We start from the raw sequence: 15714 nt of genomic DNA, 5'->3' as shown, positions 1-15714 counted from the left end.
CGCCAGAGCTCAGCCGGAACACAGCATTCCCTCAGCGGACCGGCACAGACTTGATACATGTCTGCCACCGCAGGGTCCCGAACCGGCCGCGTCCGCGTCCTGATCGTCGACGACGAGCCCGGTCTCACCGAGCTGCTCTCCGCCGCCGTCGCGGACGCGGGCTGGCGCCCCTACCCCGCGCTCGACGGACAGACGGCCCTGCGGCTGGCCCGCGGCTGCGCCCCGCACGCGGTGGTGCTCGACGGGATGCTCCCCGACCTCGACGGCCTCCAGGTGCTGCGCAGACTGCGCTACGAGATGCCGAGGCTGCCCGTCCTGATGCTCACCGCCCGCGATGCCATCGAGCACCGTATCGACGGACTGGAGGCGGGGGCCGACGACTACGTCACCAAGCCCTTCTCCCTGGAGGAGGTCGTGCTGCGGCTGCGCGGACTGCTGCGCCGGGCCGGCACCGAACAGCCCACCGTCGACGACTCCGTACGCGTCCTCGGCGACCTGGTGCTGACCGGGGAGTCCCGCGAGGTGCAGCGGGCCGGCACCCCGATCAGGCTCACCGCCAAGGAGTTCGACCTGCTCAGCCTGCTCCTGGACCATCCGCGCCAGGTGCTGAGCAAGGCCCAGATCCTCGACCACGTCTGGAGCACCTCCTTCGACGGCGGCGGCAACCTCGTCGAGGTCTACATCTCCAGCCTGCGCCGCAAGATCGACCGGGGCCGGGCACCCATGATCCACACCGTCCGCGGCATGGGATACGTCGTACGGCCCGTGGAGGACGGCAGATGACCGCCCGGCCGCGCAGCCGGTCGCTGCGCACGCGACTGCTCGTCTTCATCACCGCCGTTCTCGTCTGCGTCTGCGCCGTGATGGCCCTGACCACCGTCTTCGCCCAACGCGCCTACCTGATGGGCAACCTGGACGACCGGGTGAGCGACGCGGCCGAGCGCGGCGTGGGCGGCGCAGCCCTGCACCCGGAGCTCGCCCGCGACCTGACCTTCCTCAACGAGACCGGCCAGCCGGCCGGCCTGCTCGCCGCCCGCCTGGACGCCGGGGGGAACATCGTCACCGCGGCCGTCGTCAGCCGGGACGCGCCCCCGCGTTCCCTCACCGCCGCCCAGACCACCGCCCTCAAGGGCATCGCGCCGGACGGCTCGACGCACACCCGCGCGGTCCCCGGCCTGGGCACGTACCGCGTCACCGCCCTGAACGCCAGCGGCATCCGTGTCCTGGCCGGGCTCCCCATGGACGACGTACTGGACACCATCAGCGGCCTGGTGGAGGTCGAGATCGGGGTCGCGGCGGTCGGCCTCACGGTCGCGGGCTGTGTGTGCGCGGTGGTGATACGACGGCAGCTGCGCCCGCTCGGCCGGGTCGCCGCCACCGCGGTCGAGGTCTCCCACGCGCCCCTCGGCCGGGGCCAGGTCACCGGCCTGACCCGGGTGCCCGAGCGGGACACCGACCCCGGCAGCGAGGCCGGTCAGGTCGGCGCCGCCCTCAACCGCATGATCGACCACGTCGAGGCCTCACTGGCGGAACGCCAGCGCAGCGAGGAACAGGTGCGCCGCAGCGAGGAGCGCATGCGCCGCTTCCTGGCCGACGCCAGCCATGAACTGCGTACCCCGCTCGCGTCCATCGCCGGGTACGCGGAGCTGATGAACCGCGGGACGGACCGCATCGAGCCGGACCTGGCCTGGCGCAGGGTCAACGCCGAGTCCGTGCGGATGCGCAGCCTGGTGGAGGACCTCCTGCTGCTGGCCCGCCTGGACGAGGGCCGCCCCCTGCAGTCCGCCGAGGTGGACATGGCCGCGCTGGTCGCGGAGGCGGTGTGGGACGCCAGGGCGGCCGGGGCCGGTCATGTCTGGCAGCTCGAACTCGACCTGGACGGCCTGGCGTTCGTGAGGGGCGACGAGGCCCGCCTGCACCAGGTGGTGGCGAACCTGCTGGCCAACGCGCGGGTGCACACCCCCGCCGGGACGACGGTGACCGCGACGGTCGAATCGACCCCCGTCACCTGCGTGGTCCGTGTCCGCGACGACGGCCCGGGCATCCCGCCCGACCTGCTCCCGACCGTCTTCGAACGCTTCACCCGGGCCGACACCTCCCGCACCCGCGCCGGCGTCCTGGAAGGCGGCTCGGGCCTGGGCCTGGCCATCGCCGCGGCCATCACCACGGCCCACGGCGGTCACCTCGACGTGGCGAGCGTGCCGGGCCGCACGGAGTTCACGCTGGAGCTCCCGGTGGCCGAACTGCCGCCCACCGGAACGGCGATACGCGCCCGCACGGCGCCGGTCTAGGAGAGCATCGCGCGCCGTGCGGACGGCAGCGTCGACGGGGGGACCGTCAGGGGGTGGTGGTGAACGTGTCGAAGTCGGCCTCGCCGGTGGTGCCGGAGGCGTGCGAGGTCTGGGTCAGGCCGACGTCCTGGGTGGCCGCGGCGGTCGGGACGGTGACGGTGCCGACCAGGTTCCAGGTGGAGTCGTCGGTGGAGTAGTAGCCGCTGTAGGTGGTGCCGTTGCGGACCAGCTTCAGCCACGAGGGGTAGGTGGCGGTGCCGGCGGAGTCCTGGGAGTCCAGCTTCCCGTCGCCGTCGCTGTCCCAGTCGAGCAGGTAGCCGTTGCCCGGGGTCGCGACCAGGGCCAGGTAGCCGGGGGAGGTGTTCGGCTGGGTGATGTCGTTGCGGACCATGATCCCGGCCTTCGCCCAGACGTCCGTGTCCGACTGGGAGTCGAGCTTCACGGTGGTCACCGAACCGTCGTGTTCGGCTCCGGGCAGATAGACCGTGCCGTATTCGTTGGTGCCGTTGTACAGGTCCGCGCCCTGGGCCCGGATGCCGAGCTTGCTGCCGGACTCGCTGAAGCCGGCCGTGGTGGAGGCGAACGTCCGGTACGGAGCCGTCACCTGGTGGTTGACGGTGATCGTGTCACCGGCGGTCAGCCCGGTCTTCCCCGCCGACCGGAAGCGGTAGGTCGCCGTCCCCTGGAAGTCGCTGGAGGCGAAGAGCTTGGCCGAGGGCGGGATGGACACGGAGTAGGTGGCCTTCAGCGCGTGGCCGCCGCGGATCGTCCGGGCCCGGGTCGCGGAACGCGTGGTGATCTTCGTTCCCGACGGGCCGGTGAGGGTCAGGGCGGTATCGGTGATCGCCCGCGACCCGTTGTCGGACAGGACCGCGGTCACGGTACGCGTGGTGCTGTCGCTCGGCGCGGCGGCCCAGTTGAGCGCCAGCGAGACGTCCGGAGCCGCGGCCACCGTGCGGTGGGTGCCGTGGACCCGGTACAGGACCACGCCGTGCGGGGGCACATTGGCGGCGATCCGGCCCGCGGACTCGGTCAGCCGGTGGCTCCACAGGTCCCGCAGGGCGTAGTCGTGTGTCGCGGGCAGGCCCAGCGCGGCCGCGGTCGTGGCGACCTCCCGGGGAGCCGAACCGGTGTTGAACAGCCCGACGACGGCGTCCCCGTCGGGCTCGGTCTTGGCGAACACCTGGGAGTTCGCGTCCGCGGAGATCCGCTTGGCGTCGATGCCGTCCTGGTCCACCGCGAGCACGTCGGTGTTCTTCAGCAGGGCGAGGTCGGCGGGGTCGAGGTGGGTGAGGTCGGTGCCGAGGATGAGCGGGGAGGCGGCCAGCGACCACAGGCTCATCTGCGTCCTGCGCTCGTCGGGGGTGAGGCCGTTGTTGTCGCCGTTCCCGATTTCGAGGGAGTCGTAGTCGTTGTAGCCGCCGGGACCGCCGTACGGTGCCCAGGCGGCGACCTGGTCGAACCGGGAGGCGACGGACGCCCAGGTGGTGAGCGGGTAGCTGCTGCCGTCCGGTCCGCAGTAGCACTCGACGTCGCCGCCGGTGCGCCAGCCGTTGGAGAGTTTCTTCCAGGTGGCGGTGTTGTTGATGTCGAGGTTGTTGGACAGCTCCAGGTGGATGGGGCGGCCGGTGTGCCGCAGCGCGTCCGACCAGGCCTGGACGTCCTGTTGGTCGGGGGTGCCGACGCCGTCGATCTTGAGGTAGTCGATGCCCCAGCCGGCGAACTGACCGGCCCACGAGTCGATGAACGTCTGTGCGCCGGGCTTGGTGTAGTCGATGCCCACCATGCCGCCGCAGTTGTAGTTGTTCTCGGTCGTCGTGGTGGCGATGTCCCGGGCGTGGTACGGGGTTCCCTGGATCTCGGTGTTCTTGGCGACCGCCTGCTGGGAGATGCCGGGAGTGACGTACAGGCCGAACTTCAGCCCGAGGGAGTGGACGTAGTCGGCCACGACCTGGATGCCGTTCTCACCGCCGCGGGGCGGGAACTTGGCGGGGTCGGTGACCCAGCGTCCGTACTGGTCGACGTCCGGCCCCTGGCTGCCCGGGCACTGGTACCAGAAGTCGTCGATGTTGGCGTAGACGAAACCATTCTTCGCCAGGCCGCTGGTCTTGAGCGCCTTCGCCTGCGCCTCGATGGTCCCCGCGGTCGGATTGCGGCGGACGAAGCTCCAGCTGCTCCACCCCAGCAGGGGCTTGAGTCCGACACCGTTGTCATCGGCTTGCGCCGGCTGGCCGCCGGTCGCGGTGACTCCCATGGTGAGCAGCAGTGCTCCGGTGAACGCGGCCAGCATCCCGCGTATCTGTCTTCTCATGAGTTCTTCCTCCATCGCAGCGCCCTGACAGCGCGACGGTCGGCATCGGAGGGCCGTACTCGACCGGGACGGCTGCTCGCACGACCCACCTGACTGCCTCAGAAAACGTCAAGAATAAACTTTATGGACGCGACAAGTGAACATGACCGAACGCCAGTCACCACCGGCGCGCTTGGCCAAAAAAGAGTCAAGTCTGTGGCCCCGCTGTGGCACCGTCCAGAAACCGCGCTTGCTCCCGTCTCGGAAGGCGGGTTGGGGCATGGCCGCGCGGGCCTGTTCGATCTTCACCCGTCAGACAGCCCGTGAGGCCGTTTCCATGTCCCCGCCCTCACCGACCAAGATCGATCGTAGGTCGGCCCCTTAGGGTCGGAGACATGACGACGCCTCTTGCCAGCAGTGTCTTCGACTCGCTCCGCCTCGACGCCGTGCCCGACCAGGAGGCGCTGCGCCAGGTCTACGAACTCCCCGGCGACGCGGCCGTGCGGAAGCAGATGACCGAACTCACCGAGCAGACGCGGCGGTTGATCGGCTGCTCCTCGCTGGTCCTGGTCGCCAGCGCGGACGCCGAGGGCAACTGTGACGTCTCCCCGCGCGGAGGCCCCGCCGGGTTCGTCGCCGTCCTGGACGCACGGACGGTGGCGATACCGGACGCGACCGGCAACAAGCGTCTGGACACCCTGCAGAACATCGTCGCCACCGGACGGGCCGGGCTGCTGTTCGTCATCCCGGGGCGCACCACGACGCTCAGGGTGAACGGCCGGGCCTGCGTCTCCACCCGCCCGGAGCTGCTGTCGCAGCTGACCGCCGTGGGCAAGCCGCCGGCCAGCGCGCTGGTGCTGGGGATCGAGGAGGTCTACCCGCACTGCCCCAAGTCGCTGCTGCGCAGCGGGGCCTGGAAGCCGGAGCAGTGGCTGCCGGCGGACGCCCAGCCGACCTCGGCCGAGGTGACGCTGGCCCAACTGCGGATGCCGGAACTGACGATCGCCGACATCGAGCAGACGGAGGCGGACTCGCTGAAGTACCGGTACGAGTAACGGTCCGACCCGCGACTGCTGAACCACCAGCCGGCCGGTCCTTCAGGCGGGCACACCCCTAGAGCAGTCGCGGGGCAGCCCGTGAGAAATCGCCGAGCTCCCGACCGGCCCGGGCGACGGTGACGGCGGACGGCGACTGCGATCACGCCTTCGGGACGGCCCACCCGGCCCGAGTGGGCCGCCGGTCGCCGGCCGTTCTTCGCCGTCCGACCGCCCCGCCTCTCGGAAGCCCGTGGCCCTTCCGGTCACGCGGCGGACCACTTGAGGTGGACGGCGGTCTCGTGGAATCCCAGAGCGCGATAGAAGCCGGCCGCCCTGCGGGTCGGCACGGTCACCTCGACGTCCTTCGCCTCCCGGGCTCGTGCCTGTACGGCCCGGATCAGCGCGGAACCCGTACCGCGGCCACGCGAGGGCGCGTCGACGGTGAGTTCCAGCACTTCGAGGATCGTTCCGCCCGCGAAAAGGGTGGGCATGCGCAGTGCGAGCACGTACCCGACCACACGCGAGTCGGTCTCTGCGACCAGGAAGTCGGCTGTGCCGTCCGCGGCGGCCGCGATGATCCTGGGGAACGTGACGGTGTCGAAGACCGCGCGGTCGGGCCGATGGCTCGTCACGAACCCGCTCAGCGGACGGTGGACGGCGTCGGAGTCCGAGGGGGCGGCGTCGCGGACGGTCATGCCGGCCTGCCGGCCATCTCGTCGAACACCACGGTGCACACCCCGTCGAGACTACGGCCGACGACGCCCACCGTCACCGTCGGGGAATCAGTCGTAGGGGTTGAGCGACGCGCCGGACGAGCTGCAGTTGTCGAAGGTCGTGTCGCGGCAGACCGTCACCCAGAGGCTGTGGATGCCGCCTTCCAGGCTGCCCGACAGGCTGCCCCAGGTGCTGGTGGTGCCGCACCCGCTGCTGTTCCAGTGGTTCGGGAACTGGAAACCCGGCACGGTGACGTAGAAGAACACCGGGTGGGCGTCGCAGGAGGTGTCACTGAGTTTCACGTTGCGCAGGGTGAACGATTCCGAACCGGTCCAGTCGACGGTGAGCGAGACGGAGGCGCCCGTGGTGCTGGCGCTGAGCGGCTGATTGTCCGAGGCGTTGGCCGTGCCCGGCGTGAGCCCCAGAGCCGTGGCCGCGAGGCCGGCGACGAGGGCGGCGATGCCACGCTTCTTCATGATTCCTCCCGTGTTTTCATGCATGCGTTCGGTCGTGTGCTCGGCGCGAGGTGTCCTCTCCCGCCTGGCCGCAGCAGGCTGTCGGCGCGGCCGGGCGCGTGCCAAGGAGTTCTGGGCACCTTGGGATGCCGGGATGGCGGTGGCGTGTTGAACTGCGTCATCGGGGAGTCGCTGGGATGCCGTCGGGACGGCTGCCCGCGGAACATCGACCGCGAGTCCGGGCGCCGGTGTCACCCCCGCCCCGGTGGACTCCTCCCTACCGTTTACAGCCGCTCCCGTCCGCGCTAACTTCACAGGGAGCGGGGTGGGAGCGCTCCCATCAGCCTCGGCGGACCGGAACCCGCCGAGGCGCCAGGCTCGCTTCCGCCCCGCGTTCGTCGCCATGACCCGCGCGCGACCGTTCACCCCACACGAAGGCAGAACTGTCATGAATATGACAAAGTCCGGAGTGCGCCTGCCCCGATTACCCCTCCCCACCCGAGGCCGGGCCCTCTTCCTCACCCTCCTCGCTCTCCTCACCACGGTCCCCGCCCTCGCCCTGATCCTGGCCGCCGGCGCCCCGGCCCAGGCGCACGGCACCCCCATGAAGCCGGGCAGCCGTACCTTCCTGTGCTGGCAGGACGGGCTCACCGACACCGGTGAGATCAAGCCCGTCAACCCGGCCTGCAAGGCGGCCCAGCAGGTCAGCGGGACCACGCCGTTCTACAACTGGTTCTCCGTGCTCCGCTCGGACGGCGCCGGCCGCACCCGCGGCTTCGTGCCCGACGGCCAGCTGTGCAGCGGTGGCAACCCCAACTTCACCGGCTTCAACCTGCCCCGCGACGACTGGCCGGTCACTCACCTCACCTCCGGCGCGACCGTCGACTTCTCCTACAACGCCTGGGCGGCGCACCCGGGTTGGTTCTACGTCTACGTCACCAAGGACGGCTACGACCCGACCCAGCCGCTCACCTGGGACGACATGGAGGACACGCCGTTCCTGACCGTCGACCACCCGTGATGGTCCACAACGTCGACTGGAACGGTTCGCTCAGTCCCGGGCAGAGCACGACCTTCGGCTACGTCCGTCCAGGGCGACGGCGGGGACAGTGCAACCGCCCTGCCCTGTCAGGTCGGTTGACGCTGCTGATCCGCTCTGGGCGGACCCGGTGTCGGTGCACACCGGGTCCGCGAGCCGGGCAGGGAGGGGGGTGGGGTGCCTGCCCGGGGGGAAGTGGCTCGAACTGCCTCTTGCGCGCTGTGCTGTTCGGCTTGTGTCGACGCTGTGGAACACGACAACGTTGTCTGATGGTCTGTACACGACTCTACCGCCTCAACCGACAACGATGTCAACCCGCTTCGGGTAGCCCGGCCGGGTGAACCAGAGCCGTGCCTGGCGGGGTGCAGGCGGTCTTCCGTGCTACGGGTGGCGCACGTTACTGTCCCTGCGGCTTGTGCGACCTGTGGTGCGCGACCCGTCCGGAGGAGGAGGGGCCGCGTCATGCGTTTCCGTCCCATGTCCCTGCTGCTGGCCGCGGTGCTCGCGACCGGTGGTGCCACCCCCGCCCTCGCGGCGACCGCGAGCGGGCCACCCGGACTCGTCAAGGACCCCACGGCGTACGTGGATCCGCTGATCGGCACCAAGAACGGCGGCGACACCTTCCCGGGTGCCGTCGTGCCGTTCGGCATGCTCTCCTGGAGCCCGGAGAACACCAGAGGCGACGCGACCAGAACGGCCGCGCCCGGCGGCTACCAGTACGACGCCGCCCGCATCCGCGGCTTCAGTCTCACCCACATGTCCGGCACCGGCTGCGCCGGCGGCAGCGGCGACATCCCGTTCTTCCCGTACGCCGGTGAGGTCACCTCGTCCCCGGCGAGCGACACCAAGGACGCCGTCTACGCCTCGGACTTCAGCCACGCCGACGAGACCGCCGAGCCCGGCCACTACAAGGTCGGCCTCTCCTCCGGCGTCACCGCGGACCTCACCGCGACCACCCGCACCGGCTCGGCCCGGTTCACCTACCCGGCCGGCACACCCGCCTCGTTGCTGGTCCGCACCGCCAACTCCGAGGTGGGCTCGGCCGATTCGACGGTCACCATAGACCCGGCCACCCGTACCGTCTCCGGTTCGGTCACCTCCGGCGACTTCTGCGGCTACCTCGACCCCGAGGGCCAACGCACCTACTACACGCTGTACTTCACCGCCCACTTCGACCGCGCCTTCATCGCCAACGGCACCTGGCAGGACGACAGGCTCAGCCCGGGTTCGACGACCGCTTCCGGCGGCACCGGCGGCTTCGCGACCGGCGGCCGGCCGGTCGCGGGCAAGGGGGCGGGCGGCTACGTCGAGTTCGCGCCGGGCACCGGCCCGGTGAACGTCAAGGTGGGTATCTCGTACGTCAGTCAGGCCGCCGCCGAGGCCAACCTCAGGGCGGAGAACCCACCCGGCCGCTCCTTCGACGCCGTCCGTGACGCGGCCCACTGCGCCTGGCGCGACCGGCTCGGTGCCATCCGGGTCGGAGGCGGCACCGACGCCGACCGCACCACCTTCTACACCGCCCTCTACCACTCGCTCTTCCACCCGAACGTCATCAGTGACGCCGACGGCCGCTACCGGGGCAGCGACGACCGGGTGCACCGCGTCGGACGCGGCCACCGGGCGCAGTACGGCACCTTCTCCGGCTGGGACGTCTACCGCGACCAGGTCCAGCTGCTCACCCTGCTGGACCCCGGGACCGGCTCGGACATCGCCCAGTCGCTCTACGAACTCGCCCGGCAGAACGGCGGGATCTGGGACCGCTGGCTGCACGGCGCGAGCGGCACCCACGTCATGAACGGCGACCCCTCGCCCACCGCGCTCGCCGGCATCCGCGCCTTCGGCGGCACCGACTTCGACCTGAAGGGCGCGCTGCGCTCCCTGGTGAAGGCCGCCACGGTACCGACCGCCCAGGACCTGTCGGCGGCGGGCAAACCGGTGCTGTCGGTCGGCCAGCGCCCGTCCCTCGACAAGTACCTGGACAGGCACTACATGCCGTCCGTCTCCAACGCCTGGGGCGGCGCGGCGGAGACCCTGGAGATGTCCACGGCCGACTTCGCCCTCTCCCAACTCGCCGCGGCCGCAGGGGAGAAGAACACGGCGGCCACCTTCGCCGACCGTTCCCAGTGGTGGCAGAACAACTTCAACATCGCCGCCGACCCCAGCGGCGGCTACATCGCCAACCGCAAGGCCGACGGCAGCTGGGTCACCGGCTTCACCCCGGCCACCGGCAACGGGTTCGTGGAGGGCACGGCCGCCCAGTACACCTGGATGGTCCAGCACAACCTCGCCGGGCTGTTCGCCGCGATGGGCGGCACGGACCAGGCCCTCGCCCGCCTCGACGCCTTCTTCCACAACAGCGACGGCAGCTGGGCCCTCACCGGCAGCGGCGGCGACAAGTCCGAACTGGACAACGAGCCCTCGATCAACGTGCCCTACCTGTACGACTACGCGGGCGCCCCGTACAAGGCGCAGGAGACGGTCCGCGCGGCCATGACCACGCTCTGGTCCACTGGTCCGGGCGGTATCCCCGGCAACGACGACCTCGGCGCGATGTCGTCCTGGTACGTCTTCTCGGCGCTCGGCATGTACCCACAGGTCCCCTCCCGAGCCGAACTCGTCCTCGCCTCACCCCTGTTCGAGCGCGTGGAGATCGACCGTCCGGGCGGCAACGACATCTCGATCCGCGCCCGGGGTGCGGCCGCGGACACCCCGTACGTCCAGTCCCTGAAGGTCGACGGCCGCACCAGCGACCGCCCCTGGCTCGACAGCTCCTTCGTCCGTGACGGCGGCCGTCTCGACTACACCCTGTCCGCCACCCCGAACCGCACCTGGGGGACCTCCTCCGCGCCGCCCTCCTTCCGCCAGGGCGAGCAGCCGTACCAGATCGGCGTCGGGCCCACCACCGCGACGCTCGCCCCCGGTGACAGCGCCGAGGTCGGCATCCGTGCCCTGTCCCTCACCGGTGGCACCGGCCCGGAGGTCCGCTTCCGGGTGGAGACCCCGGACGGCGTCAAGGCCACCCCGGCCGAGGGCACGGTGACCGACGGCTCCCAGCAGATCACCCTCGCCACCACCTCCGGCACCCCCCAGGGCTACTACGACGTCCAGGTCACGGTGACCTCCACCGGCACCTCCTACGCCCAGCCGGTCGCCCTGACGGTGGCCGCCCCGGGCAGTCTCCTCGCCGCCTACGGCAACACCGGTGTCTCGGACGACGTCGGTGACCACGACGAGGCCGACTTCGACGGCGGCGGCTGGAGCTACTCCCGCCAGGCCCTCGCGGCGGCCGGCCTCACCGCGGGTGCCCAGGGCACGGTCGACGGTCTGGTCTACACCTGGCCGAACGCCCCCGCGGGCCGCCCCGACAACGCGACGGCAGCCGCCCAGACCATCGAACTCACCACTCCCGCAAGCAGGTTGTCCTTCCACGGCAGCGCCACCAACGGCAACCAGTCCGCCCGGGCGACCGTCACCTACACCGACGGCAGCACCGGCACGGTCGACCTCTCCTTCACCGACTGGACCGTCGGCGGCGGAGGCGGCACCGTCCAGTACGGCAACGAGACCGTGGCGAGGACCGCGTACCGCAATGTCGCGGGCGCCGACAAGGACCCGGTGGCGACCTACGTCTTCGCGACCAAGCCGTTCGAGGCGGCGGAGGGCAAGAGCATCAAGAGCGTCCGGCTTCCCGAGAACACCGACCTGCACGTGTTCACCCTCGCCACCGGCTGAGGCGGAGCAACAGCCGGAGATACGGCCGGAGATGCAGAGGGGGGCGGACCCGAACGGGCCCGCCCCCCTTTTTTTTGGCTTCTCCGTGCAGTGCCTCAGGCCAGCAACTCCACCTCCGCCAGCGTCGAGGCGCCGTCCAGGACGAGCCGGTAGTGCGCGTACGTCCCGGGCGTGCGGACCGTGAACGCCCGGGTCTGCAGGTTCCAGGCGAAGGCCTCACCCGAACGCCGGTCCACGGTGCGCCAGGTGGTGCCGTCCGTCGAGGCCTGAAGGGTCCAGCCCGTCGGGGCCCTGGTGTGGTCCGCCGGTGAGGTGAGCGTGTACTGGATCCCCTTGACCGACCGGGACACCGGCAGGTCCACCGAGGTCACCGCCTGCTCCGTCGCCGACGTGTTGTCGAACAGGGAGCCGTCGCCCTTCAGGACGTCCGCGCGCGGGGTCGGGATCTTGTCGTCCTTGGCGATCGAGACCGGGCCGGCGCTCTTGCCCGTGCCCCACGTCGACGGCTTCGGGCCCATCGCGAAGTCGATGACCCCGCCCTTGGAGATGAGCGAGTGGGGGAGCGAGGTCGACGTCCAGATACGGCCGTTGACCCGCACGCCCTGCACGTAGACGTTGGTCGCGCTGTTGCGCGGCGCCCGGATCACCAGGTCCCGGCCGTTCTCCAGGTGGACCGTGGCCTTCTTGAACAGGGGCGAGCCGATCGAGTAGTCGCCGCTGCCCATCACCAGCGGGTAGAAGCCGAGGGCCGAGAAGAGATACCAGGCCGACTGCTCGCCGTTGTCCTCGTCGCCGTGGTAGCCCTGGCCGATCTCGCTGCCCAGGTAGAGCCGGGAGACCGCCTCGCGGACGTACGCCTGCGTCTTCCAGGGCTCGCCGGCCGCGTCGTACATGTAGGTGACGTGGTGGGCGACCTGGTTGGAGTGGCCGTACATGCCCATCCGGACGTCCCGGGCCTCGGTCATCTCGTGGATGACCCCGCCGTAGGAGCCGACGAAGTCGGTGGAGGCCGTCTCGGGCGTCGCGAAGTACTCGTCCAGCTTGTCGGCGAGTCCGGACCGGCCGCCGTAGAGGTTGGCGAGGCCCCGGCTGTCCTGCGGGGCCGTGAAGGCGTAGCCCCAGCCGTTGGTCTCGGTGTAGTCGTAGCCCCACACCCGCGGGTCGTACGCCGAGGAGTCCACCCGCCACTTGCCCTGGGCGTCCTTGCCCTGGAAGAAGCCGGCCTTGGAGTCGAAGAGGTTCACGTAGTCCTGGGCGCGGTTGAGGAAGTAGTCCGACTCCTCCTTGTACCGCTTCTCGCCGGTCTTCTTGTACAGGGCCCGGCCCATCTCGGCGATGCCGTAGTCGTTGACGTAGCCCTCCATCGCCCAGGACAGGCCCTCGCGGGTGTCGTCGCTGGTGTAGCCGAGGAAGGGGGAGGTCGACATGCCCTTGCGGCCCACGCCGGAGGAGGGCGGGACGACCGTCGCGTTCTTCAGGGCCGCCTCGTAGGCCGCCTTCGCGTCGAAGTTCACGCCCTTGACGTACGCGTCGGCGAACGCCACGTCCGAGGAGGTGCCGGTCATCAGGTCGGCGTAACCGGGAGAGGACCAGCGCGAGGTCCAGCCGCCGTCCTTGTACTGCTGCACGAACCCGTCCACCATCTCGCCCGCCTGACCTGGCGTCAGCAGCGAGTAGGCGGGCCAGGTCGTGCGATAGGTGTCCCAGAAGCCGTTGTTGACGTAGACCTTGCCGTCCACGATCTTCGCGCCGGTGTGCGTCGGGGTGTCCTGGCTGGTCATCGGCGAGAAGGGGGAGGCGTACTGGTCCTTCGAACCGACCTTCTCGAAGCCCGAGTTGGGGTACAGGTACAGCCGGTACATGCTGGAGTAGAGGGTGGTCAGCTGGTCCGCCGTGGCGCCCTCCACCTCGACCTTGCCGAGCAGCCCGTCCCAGACCTTCTGGGCGCGTGCCTTCACGGTGGCGAAGGAGGTGCCGTCCGGGATCTCCTGGCGCAGGTTGTCCTCGGCCTGGTCGACGCTGATCAGGGAGGTGGCCAGGCGCAGGGTGACGGTGTGGTCGGAGCCGGCGTCGAAGCGGAGGTAGCCCTTGACCCCGCTGGAGTCGCCGCCGGTCACCGGCTTGTCGAAGACGCCGTAGACGAACAGGCGGGTGGCGCCGGTCGACAGGCCGGACTTGACGTCGGAGTAGCCGGTGACGATCCCGTGCTCCTTGTCGAGGGTCAGGCCCGCCTGCTCGGTCACGTTGTCGAAGATCACACTCGCGTCGTCGCCCGGGTAGGTGAAGCGCAGCGCGGCCGCGTGGTCGGTCGGCGCTATCTCGGCCTTGAGGCCGTTCTCGAAGCGCACCCCGTAGTAGTAGGGCCGCGCGGTCTCGTTCTCGTGCCGGAAGGCCAGCTCGCGTGCCGTGCGGCCGGTGTCCGGGGTGCCGGCGGCGACGGACGGCATCATCTGGAAGGTCTGCCGGTCACCCATCCAGGGGCTGGGCTCATGGCTGGCGCTGAACGCCTGGATCGTCGGCAGGTTGTCGTCGTTGTTCGCCCGGGCGTACTCGTACAGCCAGCTCTCCGAGGACGCGTTGGTCACCGGCGTCCAGAAGTTGAAGCCGTGCGGCAGTGCCGTAGCCGGGAAGTTGTTGCCGCGCGAGAAGCTGCCGCTGGAGTTGGTGCCGCGGGTGGTCAGCGCGTAGTCGGACAGATGCGCCTTGGGCTTCTCGGGGGCGACGCGCCCGATGTTCACGTCGTCGATCCAGCCCCGGAACTTGGCCGGGCCGGCGGGCGAGTCGTAGCCCACCAGGATCCGGTCGACGGTCTTGCCGGACGCGACCGAGCCGATCACCGAGGCGACGTTGTTCCACTGGTTGACGTACAGCCCCTTCGACGCGCCCTGGCCGCGCGGGGACAACGCGAACCCGTGCTGGTCCACCGCCCCGAGGCCGCTCAGATACGTGCCGTCGGTGAAGGCCAGGTCCACGGAGACGTTGGTGGCGTCGTAGTCGAGGTCGCCGTCGGCCATCGAGGGGAAGATCCGGTACGACAGCTGTGTGTCCCGCCGGACCTTCACGTTCACGTCGAAGACCTTGTTGTACGAGTACGCCCGCCCGCTCGCCGTGTGCCGGCCCGCGTAGCGCAGCGCATGGGTCCCGGTGAAGCCGGCCCGTGCCTTCGCGGTCGGCGAGCCGCTCGGTCCCTTGTCGACCAGCGAGAGCATGTCCTGGGGCACCGGTCCGCCGCTGCCGCCCGTGGAGAACTGGACGTCGGCGATCTGCAGGATGTCCGGCGCGCCGTTGTTCTTCGTGACGTCGAGGCGGAAGTGCTGGTACTCGGCGGGTGCGGAGAGGTCGTACGACCTGGTCTGGAACCGCTCGGTGAAGCCTTCGCCGGTGCGGGTGTCGACGGTCTTCCAGTCCTTGCCGTCCGCCGAACCCTGGAGGGTCCAGTCCGCGGGGTCGCGCTCGGCGTAGTCGTTCGCCGAGGTGACGGCGTACGTCACCAGCTTGATGGGCTTGTCGAAGTCGAACTCCACCCAGCCGGTGGGCTCGAAGGTGAGCCACTTGGTGCCCGGCTCGCCGTCGACGAGGTTCTCCTTGACCTCGCCCGCGCCGGTGTTCTCGCCGCTGGCCCGCATGTCGGTCACATGGTCGGTGACATTGCCGGGGATGCCGGTGCTGTAGCCGCCGTCGACGCCGGAGGCGCGCGGGGCGCCACCGGGGTCCGTGTCGACCGTGTCGGTCCAGTCCGGTGACGGATCGCCAGACTCGAACGAGGATGCGAACTGCGTCGCGGCGGCCGGTGCCTTGGCCGGCAGGGCGACCGCGGCCCCCTGGGAGCCCAGGGTCATGACTACGGCGGCCGCGATCACGACCGCCGTACCAGATCTGTGTCCTGTTCTTCGCTGCGTTCTCCGCTGCATCACAACGGGTACCCTCCCTGCCACATGAGACAACGTTGTCAGATGCGTGGCGCAGGAACCAGTAGGTGGTCAAGTGCTCCGTGATGTCAAGGGTGTTGGCTGCGGCATTCAGGGGTCTATGTCGGCTCTTTTTCCGGTAAGGCGTACACAGGTCGCTCAGATTTCCGACAGGTCTCAACTAGGAAAAGACCCATGGCCAACCTTGCATTCGATCTTGCCCCGCTGGCGTGAAGTGGACTATACCT

General features: G+C 70.1%; 8 protein-coding genes and 1 pseudogene. 5 read left to right on the top strand and 4 right to left on the bottom strand.

The window, feature by feature from the left end:
- Window positions 1-57 precede the first annotated feature (57 nt).
- Both AB0D59_RS19545 and AB0D59_RS19540 read left to right on the top strand, forming a co-directional pair.
- Window positions 58-783 (top strand): response regulator transcription factor, encoded by a 726-nt coding sequence (locus AB0D59_RS19545; RefSeq protein WP_362566487.1) that lies wholly within the window; start codon window positions 58-60, stop codon window positions 781-783.
- The gene (locus AB0D59_RS19540; protein ID WP_362566484.1) at window positions 780-2291 is read left to right on the top strand and encodes an ATP-binding protein; all 1512 of its coding nucleotides are present in this window, start codon (window positions 780-782) and stop codon (window positions 2289-2291) included. The genes AB0D59_RS19545 and AB0D59_RS19540 overlap by 4 nt, the downstream gene beginning before the upstream one ends.
- 46 nt (window positions 2292-2337) lie before the next feature.
- On the opposite strand, the gene AB0D59_RS19535 is transcribed toward AB0D59_RS19540, so the two are convergent.
- Entirely contained in the window at window positions 2338-4602 is a 2265-nt protein-coding gene (locus AB0D59_RS19535) for an NEW3 domain-containing protein (protein ID WP_362566481.1), read from the bottom strand.
- A 374-nt stretch (window positions 4603-4976) separates the two neighbouring features.
- On the opposite strand from AB0D59_RS19535, the gene AB0D59_RS19530 reads away from it, so the two are divergent.
- Window positions 4977-5636, top strand: a complete 660-nt coding sequence (locus AB0D59_RS19530; protein WP_362566479.1) for an MSMEG_1061 family FMN-dependent PPOX-type flavoprotein — start codon at window positions 4977-4979, stop codon at window positions 5634-5636.
- A gap of 245 nt (window positions 5637-5881) precedes the next feature.
- Here the strand turns inward: AB0D59_RS19530 and AB0D59_RS19525 are convergent, their stop codons facing one another.
- Both AB0D59_RS19525 and AB0D59_RS19520 read right to left on the bottom strand, forming a co-directional pair.
- Window positions 5882-6313: a GNAT family N-acetyltransferase gene (locus AB0D59_RS19525; RefSeq protein ID WP_362566477.1), complete on the bottom strand. Its 432-nt coding sequence runs from the start codon at window positions 6311-6313 to the stop codon at window positions 5882-5884.
- 87 nt (window positions 6314-6400) lie between these two features.
- The gene (locus AB0D59_RS19520; RefSeq protein WP_362566474.1) at window positions 6401-6808 is read right to left on the bottom strand and encodes a hypothetical protein; all 408 of its coding nucleotides are present in this window, start codon (window positions 6806-6808) and stop codon (window positions 6401-6403) included.
- 433 nt (window positions 6809-7241) lie between these two features.
- Here AB0D59_RS19520 and AB0D59_RS19515 point away from each other — a divergent pair.
- Together AB0D59_RS19515 and AB0D59_RS19510 are read left to right on the top strand one after the other, a co-directional pair.
- Window positions 7242-7928 (top strand): annotated as a pseudogene (locus AB0D59_RS19515) (lytic polysaccharide monooxygenase).
- Between the two features lie 360 nt (window positions 7929-8288).
- Window positions 8289-11558, top strand: a complete 3270-nt coding sequence (locus AB0D59_RS19510) for a GH92 family glycosyl hydrolase (protein WP_362566472.1) — start codon at window positions 8289-8291, stop codon at window positions 11556-11558.
- A 95-nt stretch (window positions 11559-11653) separates the two neighbouring features.
- Here the strand turns inward: AB0D59_RS19510 and AB0D59_RS19505 are convergent, their stop codons facing one another.
- On the bottom strand, window positions 11654-15397 hold the full coding sequence (locus tag AB0D59_RS19505) for a GH92 family glycosyl hydrolase (protein WP_362566648.1): 3744 nt from the start codon (window positions 15395-15397) through the stop codon (window positions 11654-11656).
- Window positions 15398-15714 lie beyond the last annotated feature (317 nt).

This window comes from Streptomyces sp. NPDC048417 (assembly GCF_040651615.1).
GTDB lineage: Bacteria > Actinomycetota > Actinomycetes > Streptomycetales > Streptomycetaceae > Streptomyces.
Note: the sequence above shows the minus strand (reverse complement) of the source record. Positions and strands in the feature narration are given on the sequence as shown.

Excerpts from the sequence above, each read along its gene's own strand:
- AB0D59_RS19520 (WP_362566474.1), bottom strand. The coding sequence starts at position 6,808 with ATGAAGAAGCGTGGCATCGCCGCCCTCGTCGCCGGCCTCGCGGCCACG.
- AB0D59_RS19540 (WP_362566484.1), top strand. The coding sequence starts at position 780 with ATGACCGCCCGGCCGCGCAGCCGGTCGCTGCGCACGCGACTGCTCGTC.
- AB0D59_RS19535 (WP_362566481.1), bottom strand. The coding sequence starts at position 4,602 with ATGAGAAGACAGATACGCGGGATGCTGGCCGCGTTCACCGGAGCACTG.
- AB0D59_RS19545 (WP_362566487.1), top strand. The coding sequence starts at position 58 with ATGTCTGCCACCGCAGGGTCCCGAACCGGCCGCGTCCGCGTCCTGATC.
- AB0D59_RS19505 (WP_362566648.1), bottom strand. The coding sequence starts at position 15,397 with ATGACCCTGGGCTCCCAGGGGGCCGCGGTCGCCCTGCCGGCCAAGGCA.
- AB0D59_RS19525 (WP_362566477.1), bottom strand. The coding sequence starts at position 6,313 with ATGACCGTCCGCGACGCCGCCCCCTCGGACTCCGACGCCGTCCACCGT.
- AB0D59_RS19510 (WP_362566472.1), top strand. The coding sequence starts at position 8,289 with ATGCGTTTCCGTCCCATGTCCCTGCTGCTGGCCGCGGTGCTCGCGACC.
- AB0D59_RS19530 (WP_362566479.1), top strand. The coding sequence starts at position 4,977 with ATGACGACGCCTCTTGCCAGCAGTGTCTTCGACTCGCTCCGCCTCGAC.